Genomic DNA, 20,104 nt, shown 5'->3' with positions numbered 1-20,104 from the left:
GCTCACCCGGCGAGCAGGTTCTCGCGCAGCGTCGGGTAGTCGTACCCGTCGCGGATCAGGCCGCGACGGCGCAGCTCGGGGGCCAGGCCGTCGGCGATCATCGTGACGTTGCGACGCGTGATGGGCGCCTGCACCATGAACCCGTCGGCGCCGGACGCCGCCGCCGCCTCGGCCATGGCGTCGGCGATGCTCGCGGGAGTCCCGGTGAACTCGACGGCACCGGTGCTGCGACGTGCGGCGATCTCGCGGAGCGTCATCCCCTCGGTGTCCCTGAGGTGCAGCCCGACGACGCTCTGCGCGGCGTTCGTCTCGACGGGCGGCAGCGGCGCGTCCAGGTCGAACCGCGCGAAGTCGATCCCGCTCGCGAAGGACAGCGACGCCAGCGCGACCTCCGGGTGGGCGGCGGCGTACGCCTGCTTGCGCCGCAGTGCGGTGCGCGCCTCGTCGTCGGTGTCCCCGAACGTGAAACCGGCCAGGAACAGGACCTTGACGTCGTCCGGGTCGCGCCCGGCCGCCGCCGCACGTGCCGCGAGGTCGGCCTTGTACTCGGTCATCTCCGCGACGTCCCGTGCCTGCGCGACCACCGTGTCGGCGTACCGCGCCGCCAGGTCGCGCCCGGCCGGGGAGCCGCCGGCCTGGCAGACCACCGGGTGGTGCTGGGGCCCGGCTGGCGTGTTGAGCGGTCCGCGGGTGCGGTGGTGGGTGCCGACGTAGTCCGCGTAGTGCACCTTCTGTGGGTCCGCGAACGTGCCGGTCGTCTCGTCGAGCGCCAGCGCGCCCGGCTCCCAGGTGTCCCACAGCGCCCGGACCGCCTCCAGCCAGTCGGCGGCGATCTCGTAGCGCAGGTCGTGGTCGAGCTGCGCGGGCTGCCCGTAGTTCTGGGCCGTGCGGTCGTTGTGCGAGGTCACGACGTTCACGCCGATCCGTCCCCTGCTCAGGTGGTCCAGCGTGGCCAGCAGCCGCGCCGCGAGGTACGGCGGGTAGAACGACGTGGTGATCGTGGCGATCAGGCCGATGCGCTCGGTCTCCTGGGCGATCAACGAGACCAACGGCAGCGGGTCGTGCTTCGGGGCCGCGGCGGCGTGTGCGAGCGACCACTCCATGCTGGAGCCGTAGGCGTCCGGGACGAACGAGCCGTCCTCGAACATCAGGTAGTCGAACCCGGCGCGCTCCAGGGACCGCGCGGCGTCGACGTACAGGTCGGGTGTCACCCATTCGGTGCCGGCGCGGCCGGCCCAGGGCTGACCCCACGCCTGGACGGCATAGCTGAGGAACCAGGCCATGTGCATGTGGTGCTCCTTCTCGGGGTGACGACGAGGGGCGGACGAGGAGGGCATGGGGGGTGGGGGTTTCGCGGAACGGCCATCGCGACGGCCAGGCACCCGACCATCGCGACGACCATGACGGCGAAGACCGCGGTGAACCCGATCTCGTCGGGGTGGCTCGCCCCGACGGGCGTCGCGGTCGCGAGCACGACCGCCGCGACCTGGGTCCCCAGCGCGCCGCCCGCCGTGCGCGCGACCGTGGTGATCGCGGTGGCGACCCCGGTGCGGTCCACGGGTGCCGCCCGCACGGTGAGGTTGGGCAGCGCGGAGAAGGCCAGGGCGGCGCCGATCCCGTTGAGGGCGTTCGCGCCGACCACGGCCCAGATCTCACGGTGGCCGAAGGCGAGGGCCGCGTAGGCGGTCGCGCACAGCAGGGCCCCCACGATGAGCGGGGCGCGGGCGCCGGCGCGTCCGCCGAGCCAGCCCGACACGGGGCTGAACGCCAGCATGGCCAGGCTGGACGGCAGCACGTAGAGGCCGACGTGCACGACGTCGACGCCGAAGCCGAAGCCGCTGTCGGCGGGCAGCAGCAGCAGCTGCGGGACGACCAGGAAGCTCTGGATCAGCGCGAACCCGACCAGCATCGAGCAGAGGTTCGTCGTCCACATGCCGCGCGCCCGGAGCAGCCGGACGTCGATCAGGGGCCACGTCGCACGGGCCTCGACCCTCGCCCACGCCAGCATCGTCACCACGCCGAGGACGGCGATCGTCCCGACCACCGCGGCCGGCCAGGCCCCGAGGGTGCTGAGCACGAGCATCGACGCCAGCAGGCCGGCGCCCAGGAGGACCGCGGAGGGCCACGACAGACCCCCGACGCTGCGCTGCGGGCTCTCGGGGACGAGGCCGACGATGAGCAGCAGGGAACCCGCCATCAGCACACCGGGCAGCCCGAACACCCACGCCGGTCCCAGCAGGCGCTCGACCGGCCCGGCCGTGACCACGCCGATCGAACCGCCGGCACCCAGCACCGAGCTCAGCACGCCGATGCCCAGCGCCACCCGGGACGGTGGAAGGTGGTCGCGGAGCAGTCCGTAGGCGAGCGGGAAGAGGGCGCCACCGGTGCCCTGCAGCGCACGTCCCAGGAGCATCGTGGCGAGGTCGCCCGCCACGGCGCACGCCACCGTGCCGACGACCTGGACGACGACGACGATCAGCATCCACCGCCGCTTGCCGTGCAGGTCACCGAGTCGTCCGAGGACGGGGGTCGTCACCGTGGCGCTGAGCAGGAACGCGGTGAAGATCCACATCGTGCCCGCCTGGTCGACGCCCAGGCGCTCGCCGAAGGTGCCGAGCAGCGGTGACACCGCCGACTGCATGATCGAGAACGGCAGCACGCAGACCGCGAGCGCCGGCAGCAGCGCCCTCGTGGTCACCTCACCCGGCCGGGGCCTCACAGCGTCCCCCGTGCGCGACGCCGGCGCTCCCCGCCCACGTGCACGACCAGGGCCGCCGCCGCGAGCGCCACCATGGTCGCGCCCAGCGCTGCCGGCCGTGCCCCGAGCAGCCCGACCACCGGCGCCGCGAGCCCTCCGACGAGGTACTGCCCGGCGCCGATGAGCGCCGCAGCCGTGCCCGCGCGCTGCTGCGGCACACCGTGCATGCCGATCGCCACGAGGTTGGGCATGAGGAAGCCGTGGAAGAACACGATCACGACCAGACCGACCAGGATCGGCCCGACCGGCACCGACGTGGACAGGGCCACCGTGAGCGCACCGGCGACCGCGAGCTGGCACGTCAGGCTGAGCGCCACGACCCGCCCGGGCCGCAGCCGCCGCAGCAGGCGCGCGTTCAGCTGGGCCGCACCGACCAGCACGACCGCGTTCGCCACGAACAGCAGGCTGTAGGCCTGCGGACTCAGGCCGTAGCCCTCCTGCAGCACGAAGGGGGCGCCGGCGACGAGGACCAGGCCGACCGCGCTGCCCAGCGCGAACGTGATGACGCACGTGAGGAAGCCGCGGTCCCTCAGCAGCTCCACGACGACCTGCCGACCGGGTGGCCCGGGCGTGCGTCCTCCTGCCGGCGCCGCCCCGACGTGCGCGGGCGAGGTCTCCGGCCAGCTGCGGTGCACCACGACGAGCGCGGCCGCGCCCACGGCGGCCACCAGCACGAAGATGGCCCGCCACGAGAACGCCTCGAGCAGCACGGCCGCCAGGAGGGGCCCCAGCGCGGGGGCGACCGGCATGATCGCCGCGAGGTGCGACAGGAACCTCGCGAGCGTGACGCCGTCATACAGGTCCCGCGCCGCGGCCTTGGTGATGACGAGCGCCGTGGCGGCGGCCAGCCCTTGCAGCAGACGCGCCGCCACCAGGGTCCCGATGCCGGGTGCCAGCGCACACATCGTCGTGGTGACGACGAAGGCCGCCAGCCCCGTCAGCAGGACCGGCCGGCGGCCGAACCGGTCGCTCAGCGACCCCGCGAACAGGTGCCCGACGGCGAGCCCCACGACCAGCGCGGACAGCGTCAGCTGGACCGCCGTCGGCCCCGCGTCGAGGTCGACGGCGATGGCCGGCAGCGCGGGTCCGTAGGCGTCGAGGGACAGCGGCCCGAGCCAGGTCACCAGGCCCAGCACGAGCAGCGCTCGCACGGGACCGACGCCTCCTGGCGGTCCGGCGGCGCGGACGCGCGCGCGCCGGTCGCGTGCTGCGGCAGTGACGGTCTCGACCACGACACCCCATCGGCGAGGGCGCGGCTCCGGGACGTCCGCGCTGTCCGACGAGCGTGCAGGGGGCGTATTTCGTGCCCGCGCGGCGCGCATGACGGGCGCATTGCGCTGCCCGCCGCGCAACGCCGTGGCGCAGTGCCCGGCGGGGGGCCGTGCCCGGGGTCAGCCGGTCAGCCGGTCGCCCGGTCGACGAGGTCCACGAGCTGCGCCACGTCGCGGTCCCCGTCGAGGACCGCGGGCAGGGCCGCCGCCTCAGCGCGGAGGTCGGCGGCACCGACGACCGTGGACCACGGCCCGCCGACGAGGTGGTCGGTCAGCAGCGCGACGACGAGGTCCTGGCGCAGGCGCGGGGACGCCTCGCGCGGGGAGGTCGCGCTCGCGGACCCGTCGAGGCTGCCGGAGCGCTCGACGGGCTCGCCCGCGTCGTCGAGGTAGCGCACGGTCGCCGTCACGAACGGCTCGAAAGACACCCCCTCACGGAGGGCGACCTCGTAGAGCGCCGTCGTCGCGTGACCGGCGAAGACCTCCCCGCCGTCGACGGCGTCGTTGCGGAAGTCGCCGTCGGCGACCGCGCGGTTCTCGTAGCCCAGCAGCCGGTAGCCGGCGACCTGGGCCGGGTCGAACTGCACCTGCGCCTTCGCGTCCCGCGCCGCGACGACGAGCGAGCCGGTCAGCCCGGTGCCGAACACGCGCTCGGCCTCGGCCGCGGTGTCGATGTAGACGTGCCAGCCGTCGCCCTGGTCGGCGAGCTGCTCGAGCAGGTGGTCGTCGTAGGTGGTGATGCCGACGCCGACCGAGACGAGGTTGATCCCGGCCCTGGCCTCGGTGCTGATGCGCGACAGGATCCCGTCGGGGTCGGTCTCACCGACGTTCGCGACGCCGTCGCTGATGAGGACGACCCGCGTCATCCGACCCTCGGTGCGCATGTCCATGGCCACGTCGTAGCCGAGCGCGAGGCCCGCCGCGGCGTTCGTCGAGGCCTGGGGGGTGAGCGCGTCGACCGCCGCCAGGACGCCCTGACGCTCGGACACCGGCGTCGGGTCGAGCACCACCTCGGCCTCGTCGGAGTAGCAGACCATGGCCACGCGGTCGGTCGGCCGCAGCGCCGAGACCAGGGTGCGCAGCGCGGCCTGGGTCGTCGCCATCTTCCCGGCCTCGTCCATCGACCCCGAGCAGTCGACGACGAGCACGAGGTCGACGTCGTCGCGGGACACGCTCGACGCGGGCGCGCTGCTGATGCCCACGCGGACGAGCCGGTGGTCGGCCCGGAACGGCAGCTCGACGGCGTCGATGCTGACCCCCAGCCCGTCCCGCGGGGCGGGGTAGTCCTGCTCGAAGTAGTTGACGAACTCCTCGGTGCGGACCTCGCGCGCGTCGATCGACGCCCCCTGGGAGACCGCGTCCCGGAACCGCGTGTAGGAGCCGGTGTCGATGTCGAGGGCGAACGTGGACAGGGCGTCGTGCGCGGGGTCCGTCATCCCCGACGTGGCCGCCGAACCCGTCGGGACGGGGTCCGGCGCGGGCATCCCCCAGCCCTCCGGCCCGGGCTCGACGGCCCCCGTCGCGTCCGAGTAGCCGTCGCCCGCCGAGCAGCCCACCAGCGCGACGGCCGCCACGAGCGCGGCTCCGGCCAGTCGCGTCACCCTGCCGTGGTTCGTCCTCATCGCTGTCCCCGTCTCCGTGGTCGTGGCGTGGGGCCAGACGCTAGGGCGCGGGCGGGGCGTCCCGGACGGGAGTTGCGGGCTCGTGACCCGAACGATGGGCTTCCGTGTCCACGACCCCCGCCGCGTGGCCGGACCGTGACCTCACCTTGTGCGGATCGAGATGCGGTGACGCGGGTCGCCGGGTGCCTCGTGGACATGCGGATGCCGCGCGCGGCGGCGGTCCTGCTGCGGGTCGCAGGGCGACGACGGCCGGGCACCGGAGCCGTGGGGCCGGGGACGAGACCCGGCGGCGAAGGGAGCGGGTGACGAGAATCGAACTCGCGCTATCAGCTTGGGAAGCTGAAGTTCTGCCACTGAACTACACCCGCGCGGCGCCCTCACGGACGCTGCGGCAACGATCCTACCCGCTACCCGGTGTGGTCCTCCAACCCGGACCGCGCCGCGACCGGTCGCGCCTGGTCGTGACGCCCGGCGGGTGGCAGGGTCGGGACGGTGACCGCGTCGATGCGCCCGTTCCACGCCTCCGACCTGCCCGGCATGTACCGGGTGTGCCTGCTGACGGGCGCCGCGGGCGAGGACGCGACGGCCCTCTACCGCGATCCGGAGCTGCTGGGGCACGTCTACTGCGGGCCGTACCCGACGGCCGACCCGGGCCTGTCGTTCGTGGTCGTCGACGAGCAGGGCATCGCCGGGTACGTCGTGGCCACGGCCGACACCGCGGCGTTCGCCACGTGGTGCGAGCGCGCGTGGTGGCCGGTCCTGCGCGCCCGCTACCCGCGGCTCGCCGACCCGCGCGACGGCACGGCGGACCACGTGCTGCGCGCGCAGATCCACGACCCCGGGTCGCCGTCGGTGCCGGCCTCGGCACCCGCCCACCTGCACATCGACCTGTTGCCGCGGCTGCAGGGTCACGGCTGGGGCCGCCGTCTCATCGAGACCCTGGCGGACGCGCTGCGGGACCGCGGCGTGCCCGGCGTGCACCTGGGGGTCGACCCGCGCAACACCCGGGCCATCGCGTTCTACGAGCACATGGGCCTCGTCCGCGACACCGCCTACGGTGACGGGCACCGGATGGTGCTCGACCTGCGGTGAAGGTCGGGCCCAGCAAGGTGGCCAGGCACGGGCGGCCGCACCGCCCGGTACTCGATTGCACTCTCACGGCCGGGCGGGTGGGTGGGGTCAGGCCGTGACGGAGAGGCGGAAGCTGCCCGAGCGCTCCTCGCCGGGGTCCAGGACGAACACGCCCGTCCCGGGCACGCCCTGGTCGTGCAGCCGGAAGCCGTCGTTGACGTTGGTCGCGGGCTCCAGCGCGAAGTAGCAGCGGCGGCGCGGGGCGTACAGGACGAGGTGCCGGTAGACCGGGTCGACGGTGAGGTCGACGGTGACGCCCTCGTCGGCGTACTCGACGCGCACGGGCTGCGTCGGGTCGAGCGCCGTGAGCACGTCGTCCACGAACCCCGAGCCCAGGGGGCGGCGGGACCGGAAGTCCGCGCGCGGCGGCACCGGGCCGGCGGGGCCGTCCGGGAGGGCCCGCGACAGCCGGTACCCCGCCTCGGCGGGCACGTGCAGGAGCGGTCCCGCGGTCGGCGGGTACTCACGGACGGGCGCACCGACGGGCAGCAGCGCGCGGCTGAGGTACGGGTGGTGGCCGAAGCCGGCCGGGAACGGCTCGACGTCCGTGTTGCGCACCGACGTCGTCACGACCAGGCCGTCACCGTCGAGCGCGTAGCGGACCGTCGCACCGAACTGCCACGGGAAGTTGATGCCGACCTGCTCGGCCGTGTCGACGGCGAGCGTCACGGCCGTGCCGCTGCGCTCGACGACCTCCCAGTGCGCGTACCGCACGGCACCGTGGATCGCGGTGCCGTCGGCGGCGTTGCGCTGCAGCTGCCACCGCCGCCCCGCGAACGGCAGCACGCCGCCGCGGATGCGGTTGGACCACGGCACCATCGGGAAGCTCGCGCACTTCTCCGGGTCGCCCGACGACGTCCGGCGGGTCGGGCGCAGCAGGTCGCGCCACACCCCGTCCGCCGTGCGGATGCGCCCGGCGCCGAGCGCCGCGCCGGTGCCGGGCAGCACGTCGACCTCCCAGCGGGCGTTGCGCAGCGTGACGGCGCCCGGAGGTGCCGCGACGGCCGTGGTGACCGGGGCGGGCGTGGGCTCGGTGATCTGTGCGGTGATCGTCATCGGCGGCAGCCCCCTGCTGTCGGCGCCGGGCGCCCAGCGGCCCCGGTCAGAGCGTGACCTCGACGCGGACGGTGCTGCCCGCGGGGGCGTACGGGACGTGGTTGCCCTCGACCGGCGAGCCGTCGACGACGAGCGTGCCGCGCGAGCCGCGGGCACCGGAGTTGGTCACCGTGATCTCGTACGTCGCACCGCGGGCGACGCGCGTGACGGTGAACGACGGGACGTCCGGGCCGATCTGCGGGTCGACGACGAGGCCGTCGTAGTCGGGCCGGACGCCCAGCAGGTACTGCGAGACCGCCACGAAGTTCCACGCCGCGGTGCCGGTGAGCCACGAGTTCTTGGCCTCGCCGGCGCGCGGCGCCTGCTTGCCGGCGATCATCTGCGCGTACACGTACGGCTCGAGCCTGTGGACGTCGCTGATCTCCTCGCGGTACGCCGGGGTGATCCGCTTGTAGTAGTCGAACGCCTTGTCGCCACGGCCGACGACCGTCTCGGCGATGATCACCCACGGGTTGTTGTGGCAGAAGATGCCACCGTTCTCCTTGTACCCGGGCGGGTACGTGGAGACCTCGCCGAGCTCGATCTGGTACGTCGTGTACGCCGGGTACTGCAGCACGAGGCCGTGCGGCGTGCCGAGCATCTCGTCGACCGCGTCGAGAGCCTGGATCGCGGGCGCCTCCACGTCGTCGGGACCGTCGCCCACGCCGATGCCGGCCATGACGGCGAAGCCCTGCGGCTCGATCCAGATCTTGCCCTCGGGCGTGGCGTCGGTGCCGACCGGGTTGCCGTAGAAGTCGTACGCCCGCAGGAACCAGCGGCCGTCCCACGCGTGCTCGAGCACGGCCTCGCGGACCTCGCCGACGACCTTGCGGGCCTGCGACGCGACCTCGGTGAGGCCGCGGCGCTCCGCGAGCTCGGCGTACTGCTCGCCGTAGAGCACGAACTGGGCGGCGATGAACACGGACTCGGCGTGGCCGCCGACCTGGTTCTCGGTGGTCTGGAACGACTCGCCGGGCTCGGTGGAGAAGCAGTTGAGGTTGAGGCAGTCGTTCCAGTCGGCGCGGCCGATGAGCGGCAGGCCGTGCGGACCGCGGTTGTTGACCGTGAAGTCGAACGAGCGCGTCAGGTGCTCGAACAGCGGGACCTCGGAGCCGGCCGCGTTGTCGAACGGCACGGGCTCGTCGAGGATCGAGAAGTCCCCGGTCTCCTTGACGTACCCGGCGACACCCGCGATCAGCCACAGCGGGTCGTCGTTGAAGCCCGACCCGATGTCGTTGTTCCCGCGCTTCGTCAGCGGCTGGTACTGGTGGTACGCCGACCCGTCCTCGAACTGCGTCGACGCGATGTCGATGATCCGCTCGCGTGCGCGCTCGGGGACCAGGTGCACGAAGCCCAGCAGGTCCTGGTTGGAGTCGCGGAAGCCCATGCCACGGCCGATGCCGGTCTCGAAGTACGACGCCGAGCGCGACATGTTGAACGTGACCATGCACTGGTACTGGTTCCAGATGTTGACCATCCGGTCGAGCTTCTCGTCCCCCGAGCGCACCGAGTACGTCGAGAGCAGCTCGGTCCAGTACGTCTGCAGCGCCTCGACCGCGGCGTCGGCCTGCTCGGCCGTCGCGAAGCGCCCCAGCAGCGCGTGCGCCTTCTCCTTGTTGACGACCTGGTGGGCGTCGTCGGCCCACTTCTCGTCCTGCGCGTTCTCCAGGTAGCCCAGGACGTACACGAGGTCGCGCGTCTCGCCCGGGGCGAGGGTCACGCGCACCGAGTGCGAGCCGATCGGGTACCAGCCCGAGGCGACCGAGTCGCTCGACGCCCCCGCGCGCGGCACGGCCGCCTCGCCCAGGGAGTTGTACGCACCGACGAACGTGTCGCGGTCGGTGTCGAAGCCGTCCGCGCGGGTGTTCACGCCGAACACGGCGTAGTGGTCGCGCCGCTCGCGGTACTCGGTCTTGTGGAAGATCGCGGACCCGTGCGGGCCGTCCTGCTCGACCTCGACCTCGCCGATCGACAGGTTGCGCTGGTAGTTCGTCTGGTCGTCCTGCGCGTTCCACAGGCAGAACTCGACGAACGAGAACAGGGTGACGGTCTTCTCAGCGTCGGAGGTGTTGGTCACCGCGACGCGCTGCACCTCGGCGTCCTCGCCGAGCGGGACGAAGAACGTCGTGGCGACCCGCAGGCCCCCGCGCTCACCCGTGATGCGGGAGTAGCCGAGACCGTGCCGCGCCTCGAAGTGGTCCAGGTCCGCCTTGACCGGCAGCCATGACGGGGTCCACACGTCGCCGCCGTCGTTGACGTACAGGTAGCGGCCACCGGTGTCGGCGGGGACGTTGTTGTAGCGGTACCGCGTCAGACGCCGCATCTTGGCGTCGCGGTAGAACGAGTACCCACCGGCCTGGTGCGAGAGCAGCGAGAAGAACCGCTCCGACCCGAGGTAGTTGATCCACGGGTAGGGGGTGTGGGGCGTGGTGACGACGTACTCGCGCGCCGAGTCGTCGAAGTGGCCGAACCGCATCGCATGCCTCTCGTGCCTCGTCGCACGGCCGAGGACCGCGGCGTCACCGGGAGGTGCACGCCAGGTGTCAGCGACCCTGCTCAGGTACCTGGTCGTCCTACGGAACTACATCGCGGGTACGCCCGCGCGCTCGACGTCGCAGCGCCTCGCCGGACGGGGCGAGAGCGCTCCCACACGCGAAGCGGGCACAGCATAACCCGAAGGCTGATCCGCCCGGAATGGTCCGTGACCTTTCACCGACGCGATCCACCGGTCCCGCGCCGCCCGGCGCACCCCGCGGCGACCCGCCGTCCGTGTGAGGAACGTGTGACAGCCACGCGGCGCGGGTCGGTTCCCACCGGTTCGGCACTACGGTGTCCCCGTGCTGCTCTCCGACCGCGACATCCGTGCCGAGCTCGAGACGGGCAGGGTCGCGCTCAAGCCCTACGAGCCCGCGATGGTCCAGCCGTCGAGCGTCGACGTGCGCCTCGACCGGTACTTTCGGCTGTTCGACAACCACAAGTACCCGTTCATCGACCCGGCTGCCGAGCAGCCCGACCTCACGCGTCTGGTCGAGGTCGACGGCAGCGAGCCGTTCGTCCTGCACCCCGGCGAGTTCGTCCTCGGCTCGACCTACGAGCAGGTCACGCTGCCCGACGACGTCGCGGCGCGCCTCGAGGGCAAGTCGTCGCTCGGGCGTCTGGGGCTCCTGACGCACTCGACCGCGGGGTTCATCGACCCCGGCTTCACGGGGCACGTCACGCTCGAGCTCTCGAACGTCGCGACGCTGCCGATCCTGCTGTGGCCCGGCATGAAGATCGGCCAGCTCTGCTTCTTCCGCCTGACGTCGCCCACGGAGAACCCCTACGGCTCGGCGGCCTCCGGCTCGCGGTACCAGGGGCAGCGCGGGCCCACGGCGTCGCGGTCCTGGCAGGGGTTCCACCGGACGGAGGTCTGATGGCCGCGTACCCGCCGCTCGTCGTCACCGACCCGACGCTCGCCGGGCGTCACCTGCTCGCGCTGCCCGCCGGCGTCGAGCCCGAGGAGATCGAGGTCCTCGCCGCCAGCAGGTTCCGCAACTCCCGCTGGGAGGACGCGCGCGCCGCGGAGGCCCCGGCCCGCACGGGCGTGCTGCCGGCCGTGACCGCGGCCTTCGGCATGCGCTCGGTCGCCCGCCGGAGCGCCCGGCCCTCCCGCGTCCTGCGGCTCGCGCGCCTGTCGTCCCTCGCCGGCCCCTACGGGATCGGCGCGCACGACGCGATCGCCCTGGGCCTGCCGGCCACGACCGTCATGGTCTGGGTGCTCGACGCGCCGCGCGAGCGGGGTGAGCGCCCCTGGCCGGGTGGCGACCGCGACGGCTTCAAGCGCGCGTTCCCGGACGGTCTGCCGATCCGTGAGGAGGAGCGCGTGCTGCAGTGGCTCGTCGCGGCCGCGCGACGGCTCGGCGGGTCGGTGCGCACGCAGACGGGCGTCGTCCTGACGCCCGACCCGGACGCCGCCACCGACCTGACCGTGCTCACCGACCGGTGGCTCGAGCCGGAGCACGTGCTCGCGGTCGTGCAGGGCGTGCAGCCGCGCGCCTACCTGTCGGTCGCGACGCCGGGCACCTGGTCGGGGCCGACGGTCCTGGCCGGACGCGGCTCGCAGGGATCGGTGGGCGGAGCCCGCGAGCCCGGCGGTGCGGGTCTGCGCGCGGCGCTCGAGGAGCACGGCGTCGCGGACGCCGACGAGCGTCGCCGGCTCATGGCCGAGGCCGACGCCTACGACCAGCTCATGCTCGCCGACCCGCCGCCGGCCGAGGCGTTCGGCGTCCTCGTCGACCTGGGCGTCGACGGCATGCTCGCCGTCGAGGTCGCCGCGTGCGAGCAGCTGCCGCCGCTCATGGAGAACCTGCCCTGGACGAAGGACGGGGTCGTGGCCTACCGCGTGCGGTGGGAGCCGTTCGAGATCGAGCAGATCGAGCGCGAGAAGCCGTCGTTGGAGCACCGTGTCGCGCGCAGCCGGTCGACACCGCTCATCGCGACGGTGACGAAGGCGCTCCAGGCCGTGACGGGCGGCGAGATCGCCGACGAGGCCGAATTCCTGGTGGACCCGGCCGACCTCTGAGCTCGGTGCGGGCGGGCCCCTGCGACCCTCTCCCGGCGGGAGTGGTCGCATCTGCGCGGCGGGCACCGGGAAGTGGTCACCTGGGCGACCACTTCCCGGTGCTGGTGCGCCCGGGGCGTCAGCCCAGGAGGTCCGGGTAGCGGGGCGCGTCGTCGCCAGTGCGGCGCAGGACGTGCTCGGCGAGGAACGCCTCGACCGTGCCGTACCAGACCTTGGCGTGCTGCGGCTGCAGGATCCAGTGGTTCTCGTCCGGGTAGTAGAGGAACCGGTGCGGGCTGCGCCCCTGCTCGTCGGCGGGCAGGCCGGAGGCCGAGAGCAGCTCGTACCACAGGCGCAGGCCCTCGCCGATGGGCACGCGGTAGTCCTTGTCGCCGTGGACGACGAGCATCGGCGTGACGATGTCGGCGACGAACCGGTGCGGCGAGTTCTCCAGCGCCATCTCGGGCGTCATCTCGCGCTGCCAGTAGTACGCCGCGTCCGTCGTGGGACCGAACTGGTCGAGGGCCCACAGGCTCGCGTGCGTGACGATCGCGCGGAAGCGGTCGGTGTGCCCGGCCACCCAGTTGGCCATGTACCCGCCGAACGACCCGCCCATGGCGGCCGTGCGCTCCGGGTCGAGGTCGTCGCGCTCGAGCGCGGCGTCGGTCGCGGCGAGCAGGTCGGTGTACGGCGCGGCGCCCCACGACCCCCAGCCGCGCTGCACGAAGTCCTGGCCGTAGCCGGTCGACAGCGCGGGGTCCGGCAGCAGCACGGCGTAGCCGCGCGCGACCATCAGCCACGGGTTCCACCGCCACGACCACGCGTTCCACGAGGCGAGGGGTCCGCCGTGGATCCACAGCAGCAGCGGCGCCTTCGCGTCGGGGCCGGCGCCGTCGGGCAGGGCGAGCCAGGCGCGCACGCGCGTGCCGTCGGCGGCCGTCGTCACGACCTCCTCCAGGCGCCCGGGGAGCGGGACGTCGGCGGCGGGCGAGAGCAGCGCCTCGGCAGCGACGGGCGCACCCGCGAGCGCGGCCGCGAGGTCGATGCGCACCGGGTGCGCAGGCGCCTCGTAGGACGTGCGCAGTGCGTAGGCGGTCCGTCCGTCGGGGCTGACGCGCACGTCGGAGAACGCCGCGTCGTCGCTGGTCACGCGCGTCACGGTGTCGGAGCTCAGTTCCACGTGGAACACCGGGGCGCGGCCGTCGTCGTCCGCCACCACCAGGAGCGCGTCGGACGAGGGCAGCCAGACCGGGCTCGACGGCCAGCGGTCCCACCCGGCGGCGAGGCGGCGCGGCTCACCGCCTGCGAACGGCACGACGCACAGCTCGACGGCCGGTGCGCGGTGGGGCGTCGAGATCGTCTCGCGGGCGTAGGCGACCCACCGCCCGTCGGGTGACACGACGGGGTGGCCGATGTCCCCGGCCTCGTCCTCGACGAGCACGCGACGCTCCCCCGTCGCGACGTCGACGGCCACCAGGTGGGTGCGCAGCTCGCCGCGCGCTCCCCCGCGGTTCCACGGCGTGACGACCGTGCGGCCGTCGGGGCTGAGCGCGGGCGACTGCTCCAGCAGCTCGATGCGCGCGTCGGGCGTGACGTCGCGCAGGTCGAGCCGGGGGTCGCCCTCGCCGGCGCGGGGCGCGGCGACGTCGGTGCCGACCGTCGCGACCAGTGCGTGCGGCGACCCGGGGCCCAGGTCGTGGTCCCAGTAGCGCACCGGGTAGCCCGTGTGCAGGATCGCCGCGACCTTGGCGTCCTTGCGCTCCTGGTGACGGCGGTCGTCGTCGGCCGGGTCGCTCGCCGACGGCAGGACGTCGGACACGACGAGGACCGTCGGCGCGCCGGTCGCGACCTGCACACCGCCGACGCCCGCACGACGGTCGGCGACGACGCGGGCCTCGGCACCGTCCGCGGGCAGCAGCCACAGCGCCGGAGTCGGCTCGGCGTCGGGGTCCTGCGCGTCGGGGTCCGGGCGCGCGCTGGTGAACAGCAGGTCGCCGGCGGGCGTGAACGCCGCGGACGACTCGCTCTTGGCGGAGCGCGTCAGGCGTCGCGCCGGACGCTCACCCGCGGGGTCGACCTCCCACAGCGCAGTGACGTAGCCGGTGCGCTTGCGGTCGAGGGTCTGGACGGCCGTGACGAGGCGCGTGCCGTCGGGCGACAGCACGAGGCCGGACAGGCGCGGCAGCGCGACGTACGCGTCGAGGTCGTGGAAGGGCGTGGCGGCCGGGACGTCGCCGCCGGGAGGTGTCGTCATGCCCCCGTCCTACCACCCTCAACCCACAGGCGTCGGTGTCACAGCCTCGGCGTCGCAGGTGCACCACTGGGCGTCGGGCACCTGGGCGCGCACGGAGTCGACGTGCTCACCGCAGCCGGCCCAGGTGACCAGGCCGCACGTCGGGCAGGGGGTGGGGTAGCACATGGGGGTCCTCCGAGGGGGTCCCGATCACCCTAACCGCGCCACACGCGGGCCGGGCGCACCCGGTGACTCACGGCCGCCGACGCGGTCGGTACCTGGTGTCAGCCCGAGCAACCGGAGGACCACATGACCGCCCGCATCAGCCCCTACCTGAACTTCCGCACCGAGGCCCGCGCCGCGATGGAGTTCTACGGCGAGGTCTTCGGCGCCGAGCCGACGTTCAGCACGTTCGACGAGTACGGCATGGCGCAGGACACCGCGGACGCGGGCAAGATCATGCACTCCCAGCTGGAGCTGCCTGCGGACGGCGGCGTCCTCATGGCGTCGGACACACCCGCGGGGATGCCCGTCCCGGACGAGTCCTCGGCGTCCGTCGCGCTGTTCGGCGGTCCGCAGGACGCCGAGGCGCTGCGGGCGGTGTTCGCGCGGCTCTCGGAGGGCGGGACGCCGGGCGTGCCGATGGAGGTCGCTCCGTGGGGCGACGAGTTCGGGATGTGCACGGACAGGTTCGGCGTCGGCTGGATGGTCAACGTCGCCGGTCCGGGCCAGGGGTGACCGGCGCGCACTCGCGGAACCCGGGTGAAACCGCTCCAACGCCATAGCGCACCTACGACGTCACGTAGTACATCTACTACATGAACAGGTTCGAGAGTGCCGCCGTGCACGTCGCGGGGCTGCGCATGGCGTACGGCGAGCACACCGTCCTCGACGGCATCGACTTCGACGTCGCGCCCGGCGAGGTCGTCGCGCTGCTGGGACCCAACGGCGCCGGCAAGACCACCACCGTCGAGATCGTCGAGGGATTCCGGCACCGCGACGCGGGCGACGTCACCGTGCTGGGCACCGACCCCGAGCACGGCGACGACGCCTGGCGCGCACGCATCGGCGTCGTCCTGCAGTCGTGGCGCGACCACCGCCGGTGGCGGGTGCGCGAGCTGCTCGGCCAGCTCGCCGACACCTACCGTCCGTACGCGACCGACCGGTCCGCCCGACCGCGGGACGTCGACGACCTGCTCGCGCGCGTCGGGCTCACCGACGCGGCCGACCAACGCATGTCGACGCTCTCCGGCGGCCAGCGCCGCCGCCTCGACGTCGCCGTCGGGCTTGTCGGCCGGCCCGACCTCCTCGTCCTCGACGAGCCGACCGCCGGGCTCGACCCCGCCGCGCGCCGCGAGTTCCACGAGCTCGTCCACGAGGTCGTGGACCGTGACGGCACCGTCGTCCTGCTCACCACGCACGACCTGACGGAGGCCGAGACGGTCGCCGACCGGATCCTGCTGCTCGCCGGCGGTCGCATCGTCGCCGCGGGCAGCCCCGCCGCCGTCGCGCGGGAGGTCGCCGGACCGTCCGAGGTGCGCTGGAGCGCCGACGGGGCCCGGCACGTGCACAGCACGCACGACCCGGTCGCGTTCACGCGCCAGCTGCTCGCGACCGTCCGCGTGGACGACCTCGAGGTGGTGCGCGCCAGCCTCGAGGACGCGTACCTCGACATCGTCCGCCGGCACGAGGCCGCCGCCGCGGACCGGGACCTGGAGGTCACGCGATGAGCACGCCCGCACGCACGGCGCCGCCCGCCCGCACCGCGCCGTCCCCCCGCGCCTGGGCCGTGCGCCTGGGGCTGCGCCGCGGCGTCACGGAGTTCCGGCACATGCTGCGCAACCCCGAGGACGTGGGGTGGAACGTCGTGATCGGGATCGGGATCCTGGTGTACCTCGTGACGCAGCGCGGCACGACCGTCCCCGGGAGCGGCGGCCTGACGCTCCCCGACGTCGCGCTGCCCGGCATCCTGGCCGCCACCGTCCTGTTCGGCATGGTCATGGGCCCCGCCTTCGCCCTCGCCACCGAGGTCGAGGAGGGCACGGTGCTCCGCATGCGCACCACACCCCGCGGCACGACCACGTACACGGTCGGCGTCGTCGTCAGCCAGGTGCTGGGCGCCGTCCCCATGCTGGTGATCCTGCTGGCGCCGTGGCCGTTCCTGCTCGGCGACCCGATGCACCAGGGACCGGGCGGATGGGTCGCCGTCGCGGGCTGGCTGCTGCTGGGCACCCTCGCGATGCTGCCGATCGGCATCGTGGGCGGCGCCCTCGCCGCGCGCCCGACACGCGTCATGCTCTTCGTCATGGCACCCGTCGTCGCCCTGGCGTTCCTCTCCGGCGTCTTCGGCGCCCAGACCGTGCCGCCCTGGGCGTCCGGCGCCGTCCAGGCGTTCCCGCTGTACTGGCTCGCCCACGGGCTGCGGTCGACGACGTTGCCGGCGGGCGCCGAGGCGCTCGAGCTCGGCGGTGCGTGGCACCCCGAGGTCGCCGCCCTCGTGCTCGTCGCCTGGGCCGTCGTCGGGCTCGTCGCCGCGCCCGTCGTCCTGCGCCGGTCGACCGCCCGGCAGACCGCGAGCGCGCTCGCGGACCGCCTCGAGACCCTCCTGCGCGGCTGAGGTGACCGAGGAGGCGCGCCGACGGTCACCGGGCGGGGAGTCCGTGCACAACCGGATCGCGGTGCTGCGTGCCGAGCGCGGCGTGAGCCGCCGCGAGCTCGCGGACGCACTGGGGGTGCACTACCAGACCGTCGGGTACCTCGAGCGGGGCGAGTACAGCCCGTCGCTGCACCTGGCGCTGCGCATCGCTGCGTTCTTCGACGTCCCTGTCGAGGTCGCGTTCTCCCTGGACCCGTTCCCCCGCATCGGCGCGTGAGGCGAGAGGGGAGCGCCGGCTTGGGCGCGAGGCTGGGCGGCCTCCTCGATAGTGCTCCGTGACCCGGAGCCGTGTCTCGCTTGGGTGAGGATCTTCACATCTTTGTTACAAATGGATCATCTCCCACCATCTCGTGAACCTCGACTTGACGCTCGGGCGTCCGCAGGTCAAGAAAAGGTCACGAAGGGGCTTGGCAAGACCCCACCCGAAGGAGCAAGATGTCGCCCGTCTCCTGCGGGGCTGGGCGGCCACGCCAACGACGACGCACCACCGCGGCCTCGCGCCGCGGCACCTGCCGGCGGCCTCGCGCCGCGGCAGCCCGTCACGCCGCACCGACGTCCGGACGCGCGGCGACCCGGGCCCCCTGGAGGACCCGGGCCGCCGGTCACCCGCGCGTCAGCGCGTCACGACGAGCGGCCGTCAGGACGCCCGCTGCAGGGTGCCGTGCTCGTGGCCGCGGCCGTGACCGTGCCCCTTGCCCGGCTTCCACGGGCCGTGGTGGTGCCCCTGGTCGCCAGGGCCCGACACCCCGTTGATCGCCGAGGTGTCCGTGGCGAGGCTCGCGGTCGCGAACGCGACGGCCGGCGCCATGATGCCGATCGCCTCACGGCTGACGTTCGACAGGTCGTCGCCCACCGTGTGGTAGTTCGGGTCGTGGCGGATGCCCGCGGTCCCGCCGAACAGCGCGACCTCCTCCTCGGTCTTGATGTCGTCCGCACCGGTGAACAGGCCGGACGCCGGGACGCCGTTGAGGATGAACGCCTGGTAGTCCGAACGGCCCGAGAACTCCGTGTCGACCCACGGCTGGCCCGTGCGGTCGAACCACCCCGTGAGGACCGCCTCCGTCTGCGCCGAACCCTCCGGCACCTCGACCGGGGCCTCGTAGGTGGACTGGTCGGCGTCGTACACGCCGATGATGTAGTTGGGCGAGCCCACCATGTCGAAGTTCAGGTACGTGGCGATGCGGTCGAGCTCACCCTCCTGGCCCGCGAGCTCGTCGACGTACGCCGTCGAGCCGATGAGCCCCAGCTCCTCGGCGCCCCACCACGCGAACCGCACGGTGTTGTTCAGCTTCTTCTGCTTCGCGAGCTGCACGGCGACCTCGAGCAGGACGGCCGAGCCGCTGCCGTTGTCGTTCATCCCCGGGCCCTCCTCGACACCGTCGAGGTGCGCACCGAGCATGACGACGTTGTCGTCGCGGCCCGCGCGCGTCTCGGCGACGACGTTGAAGCTCTCGCGCTCCTCGGTGTGGAACCGGGTGTCGAGGGTCAGCGTCACGCCTGCCGCCACGGCCTCGACGACGGCGAGCCCGTCGGCCTGGCCCATGCCGGCGACGGGCACGCTCACGAGGCCCTCCGCACCGAGGGTGCCGAACAGCAGCTCCTCGACGTTGTTGTAGACCACGACGCCCACGGCGCCGGCAGCCTCGGCGGCCACGGCCTTGTCCGCGAACGCGCACACCCCGCGGCTGACGACGGCGATCGTGCCGGTCACCTCGACGCCCGCCCACGAGTCGGCCGTGCAGCCGGTCGTGTCGGTCGGCAACGAGCCCGGCGCGGTGACGCCACCCTCGGGCGAGCTGGGTGCGTAGAGCATCTGGTCGACCTCGTACGTCTCACCGGTGCCGAGGGCCAGGCTCGCGGCGTCGACGACCTCCAGGCCGAACGTGAACGGGTCGCGCGTCGTCGTGTACCCGGCACGCTGCAGGGTGCGCTCGACGTACCGGGCGCTCGCCTCGTAGCCCTCGGTGAGGGCGGCGCGGTTGCCGTCGTTCCGGTCCGCGATGCGCTGGAGCTCCTCGAGGTGCCGCCACACGCCGCGCGTCGTGACCTGACGGGCGAAGCGCTCGGCGTCGATCGTGTGCACCGGCCCGTGGCCGGGCCCGGGCTTGCCGCCTGGCCCGTGGGCCGTGGCGGGCGGTGCGAGCAGTGCGCTCGTCCCGAGCACGAGCACGGCGAGCGCTCCGGCGAGGGTGGTGGTGCGTCGAGCTGTCACTGTGGTGTCCCTTCGTCGCGGGTCCGCGGCTGGTCGGCCGTGGGGGGACGCCGCCCGCGGGATGCCCGGACGACGTCGACGACCCACGGTGAACGATCACGCCCGATAAGTCACGACATCCCATGACTTTGCACCTGCCGTGTCCTGCGGCGAGCACGCGTCAGCAGCCGTCGAGCTGGTCGCCGGGCGGCCCCGCGTCCGGCGAGCGCGAGGGCATGGTCGTCGTCGTCGCGAGGACGGCGCAGGACGCTCTGTCCGCGCTCGCCCGCAGCACCGTGGTGGTCGAGGTGCCCGTGCGGGCGGCGGGCGGCGTCGGGGGGCTCCGCCACCGACGGCCGGACCGCCGCGACCGGGTGCGGACCCGCGGGACGGCGGGCAGAGTGGAGCGCGAGCCCGACGACCGGCGAGGTGCGCGATGCGGGGCAGCGGTCACCACGAACCCTGGGGCGACGAGTCCCGCCGCCAGCAGCTGCGTCGCGTCCTGGTCGGCCTCACCGTCGTGCTCGTCGTCGCGGTCGTCGTCGTGCTCGTCGTGCAGCTGGTCGGCTGAGCCGTGGACGAGGGGCGCACGCGCCGGATCGCCCGG

General features: G+C 73.7%; 16 protein-coding genes and 1 tRNA gene. 8 read left to right on the top strand and 9 right to left on the bottom strand.

The window, feature by feature from the left end; all coding sequences use genetic code 11:
• Positions 1-2: 2 nt before the first annotated feature.
• The 5 genes from KKR89_RS00700 to KKR89_RS00680 all read right to left on the bottom strand — a co-directional run bounded on the left by KKR89_RS00700 (position 3) and on the right by KKR89_RS00680 (position 6,019).
• Positions 3-1,289 carry an NtaA/DmoA family FMN-dependent monooxygenase gene (locus tag KKR89_RS00700; RefSeq protein ID WP_208196800.1) on the bottom strand — a complete coding sequence of 429 codons (1,287 nt, stop codon included), beginning with the start codon at positions 1,287-1,289 and terminating at the stop codon, positions 3-5.
• Positions 1,208-2,698: an MFS transporter gene (locus KKR89_RS00695; RefSeq protein WP_208196799.1), complete on the bottom strand. Its 1,491-nt coding sequence runs from the start codon at positions 2,696-2,698 to the stop codon at positions 1,208-1,210. Before KKR89_RS00695 ends, KKR89_RS00700 begins: the two co-directional genes overlap by 82 nt.
• Positions 2,699-2,715: 17 nt before the next feature.
• On the bottom strand, positions 2,716-3,909 hold the full coding sequence (locus tag KKR89_RS00690; RefSeq protein ID WP_208196798.1) for a multidrug effflux MFS transporter: 1,194 nt from the start codon (positions 3,907-3,909) through the stop codon (positions 2,716-2,718).
• A 248-nt stretch (positions 3,910-4,157) separates the two neighbouring features.
• Positions 4,158-5,651, bottom strand: a complete 1,494-nt coding sequence (locus KKR89_RS00685; RefSeq protein WP_208196797.1) for a vWA domain-containing protein — start codon at positions 5,649-5,651, stop codon at positions 4,158-4,160.
• A 297-nt stretch (positions 5,652-5,948) separates the two neighbouring features.
• A tRNA-Gly gene (locus tag KKR89_RS00680) sits at positions 5,949-6,019 on the bottom strand.
• 124 nt (positions 6,020-6,143) lie between these two features.
• Between KKR89_RS00680 and KKR89_RS00675 the strand changes: the two genes are divergently transcribed.
• Positions 6,144-6,743, top strand: coding sequence for a GNAT family N-acetyltransferase (locus tag KKR89_RS00675; RefSeq protein WP_208196796.1), 600 nt, complete (start codon positions 6,144-6,146; stop codon positions 6,741-6,743).
• Between the two features lie 87 nt (positions 6,744-6,830).
• Here KKR89_RS00675 and KKR89_RS00670 read toward each other — a convergent pair whose 3' ends face one another.
• Complete coding sequence (locus KKR89_RS00670; protein ID WP_208196795.1) at positions 6,831-7,838, bottom strand: aldose epimerase family protein; 1,008 nt, start codon at positions 7,836-7,838, stop codon at positions 6,831-6,833.
• A 46-nt stretch (positions 7,839-7,884) separates the two neighbouring features.
• Positions 7,885-10,353, bottom strand: coding sequence for a GH36-type glycosyl hydrolase domain-containing protein (locus KKR89_RS00665; RefSeq protein ID WP_208196794.1), 2,469 nt, complete (start codon positions 10,351-10,353; stop codon positions 7,885-7,887).
• 361 nt (positions 10,354-10,714) lie between these two features.
• Here KKR89_RS00665 and dcd point away from each other — a divergent pair, with 361 nt between their 5' ends.
• Together dcd and KKR89_RS00655 are read left to right on the top strand one after the other, a co-directional pair.
• Complete coding sequence (gene dcd / locus KKR89_RS00660; protein ID WP_208196793.1) at positions 10,715-11,290, top strand: dCTP deaminase; 576 nt, start codon at positions 10,715-10,717, stop codon at positions 11,288-11,290.
• Entirely contained in the window at positions 11,290-12,438 is a 1,149-nt protein-coding gene (locus KKR89_RS00655) for a hypothetical protein (RefSeq protein WP_208196792.1), read from the top strand. Before dcd ends, KKR89_RS00655 begins: the two co-directional genes overlap by 1 nt.
• A gap of 118 nt (positions 12,439-12,556) precedes the next feature.
• On the opposite strand, the gene KKR89_RS00650 is transcribed toward KKR89_RS00655, so the two are convergent.
• Positions 12,557-14,671 carry a S9 family peptidase gene (locus KKR89_RS00650; protein WP_208196791.1) on the bottom strand — a complete coding sequence of 705 codons (2,115 nt, stop codon included), beginning with the start codon at positions 14,669-14,671 and terminating at the stop codon, positions 12,557-12,559.
• Positions 14,672-14,959: 288 nt separating this feature from the next.
• On the opposite strand from KKR89_RS00650, the gene KKR89_RS00645 reads away from it, so the two are divergent.
• The 4 genes from KKR89_RS00645 (at position 14,960) to KKR89_RS00630 (ending at position 17,523) form a co-directional block, all read left to right on the top strand.
• A complete protein-coding gene (locus tag KKR89_RS00645; protein WP_208196790.1) occupies positions 14,960-15,388 on the top strand; it encodes a VOC family protein in 429 nt (142 codons plus the stop codon).
• Positions 15,389-15,468: 80 nt separating this feature from the next.
• Complete coding sequence (locus KKR89_RS00640; RefSeq protein WP_208196789.1) at positions 15,469-16,380, top strand: ABC transporter ATP-binding protein; 912 nt, start codon at positions 15,469-15,471, stop codon at positions 16,378-16,380.
• A complete protein-coding gene (locus KKR89_RS00635; protein WP_208196788.1) occupies positions 16,377-17,267 on the top strand; it encodes an ABC transporter permease in 891 nt (296 codons plus the stop codon). Before KKR89_RS00640 ends, KKR89_RS00635 begins: the two co-directional genes overlap by 4 nt.
• A 43-nt stretch (positions 17,268-17,310) precedes the next feature.
• Positions 17,311-17,523, top strand: coding sequence for a helix-turn-helix transcriptional regulator (locus KKR89_RS00630; RefSeq protein WP_208196787.1), 213 nt, complete (start codon positions 17,311-17,313; stop codon positions 17,521-17,523).
• 420 nt (positions 17,524-17,943) lie between these two features.
• On the opposite strand, the gene KKR89_RS00625 is transcribed toward KKR89_RS00630, so the two are convergent.
• Positions 17,944-19,518 (bottom strand): M20/M25/M40 family metallo-hydrolase, encoded by a 1,575-nt coding sequence (locus KKR89_RS00625; protein WP_208196786.1) that lies wholly within the window; start codon positions 19,516-19,518, stop codon positions 17,944-17,946.
• A gap of 415 nt (positions 19,519-19,933) precedes the next feature.
• Between KKR89_RS00625 and KKR89_RS18455 the strand changes: the two genes are divergently transcribed.
• Positions 19,934-20,068, top strand: a complete 135-nt coding sequence (locus tag KKR89_RS18455) for a hypothetical protein (RefSeq protein ID WP_255540148.1) — start codon at positions 19,934-19,936, stop codon at positions 20,066-20,068.
• Positions 20,069-20,104: the final 36 nt, after the last annotated feature.

Origin of the sequence: Cellulomonas dongxiuzhuiae, from assembly GCF_018623035.1 — a bacterium.
In the GTDB taxonomy this organism is placed as follows: domain Bacteria; phylum Actinomycetota; class Actinomycetes; order Actinomycetales; family Cellulomonadaceae; genus Cellulomonas; species Cellulomonas dongxiuzhuiae.
The sequence above is the reverse complement of the archived record's forward strand: the minus strand, read 5'-3'. Positions and strand labels throughout refer to the sequence as shown.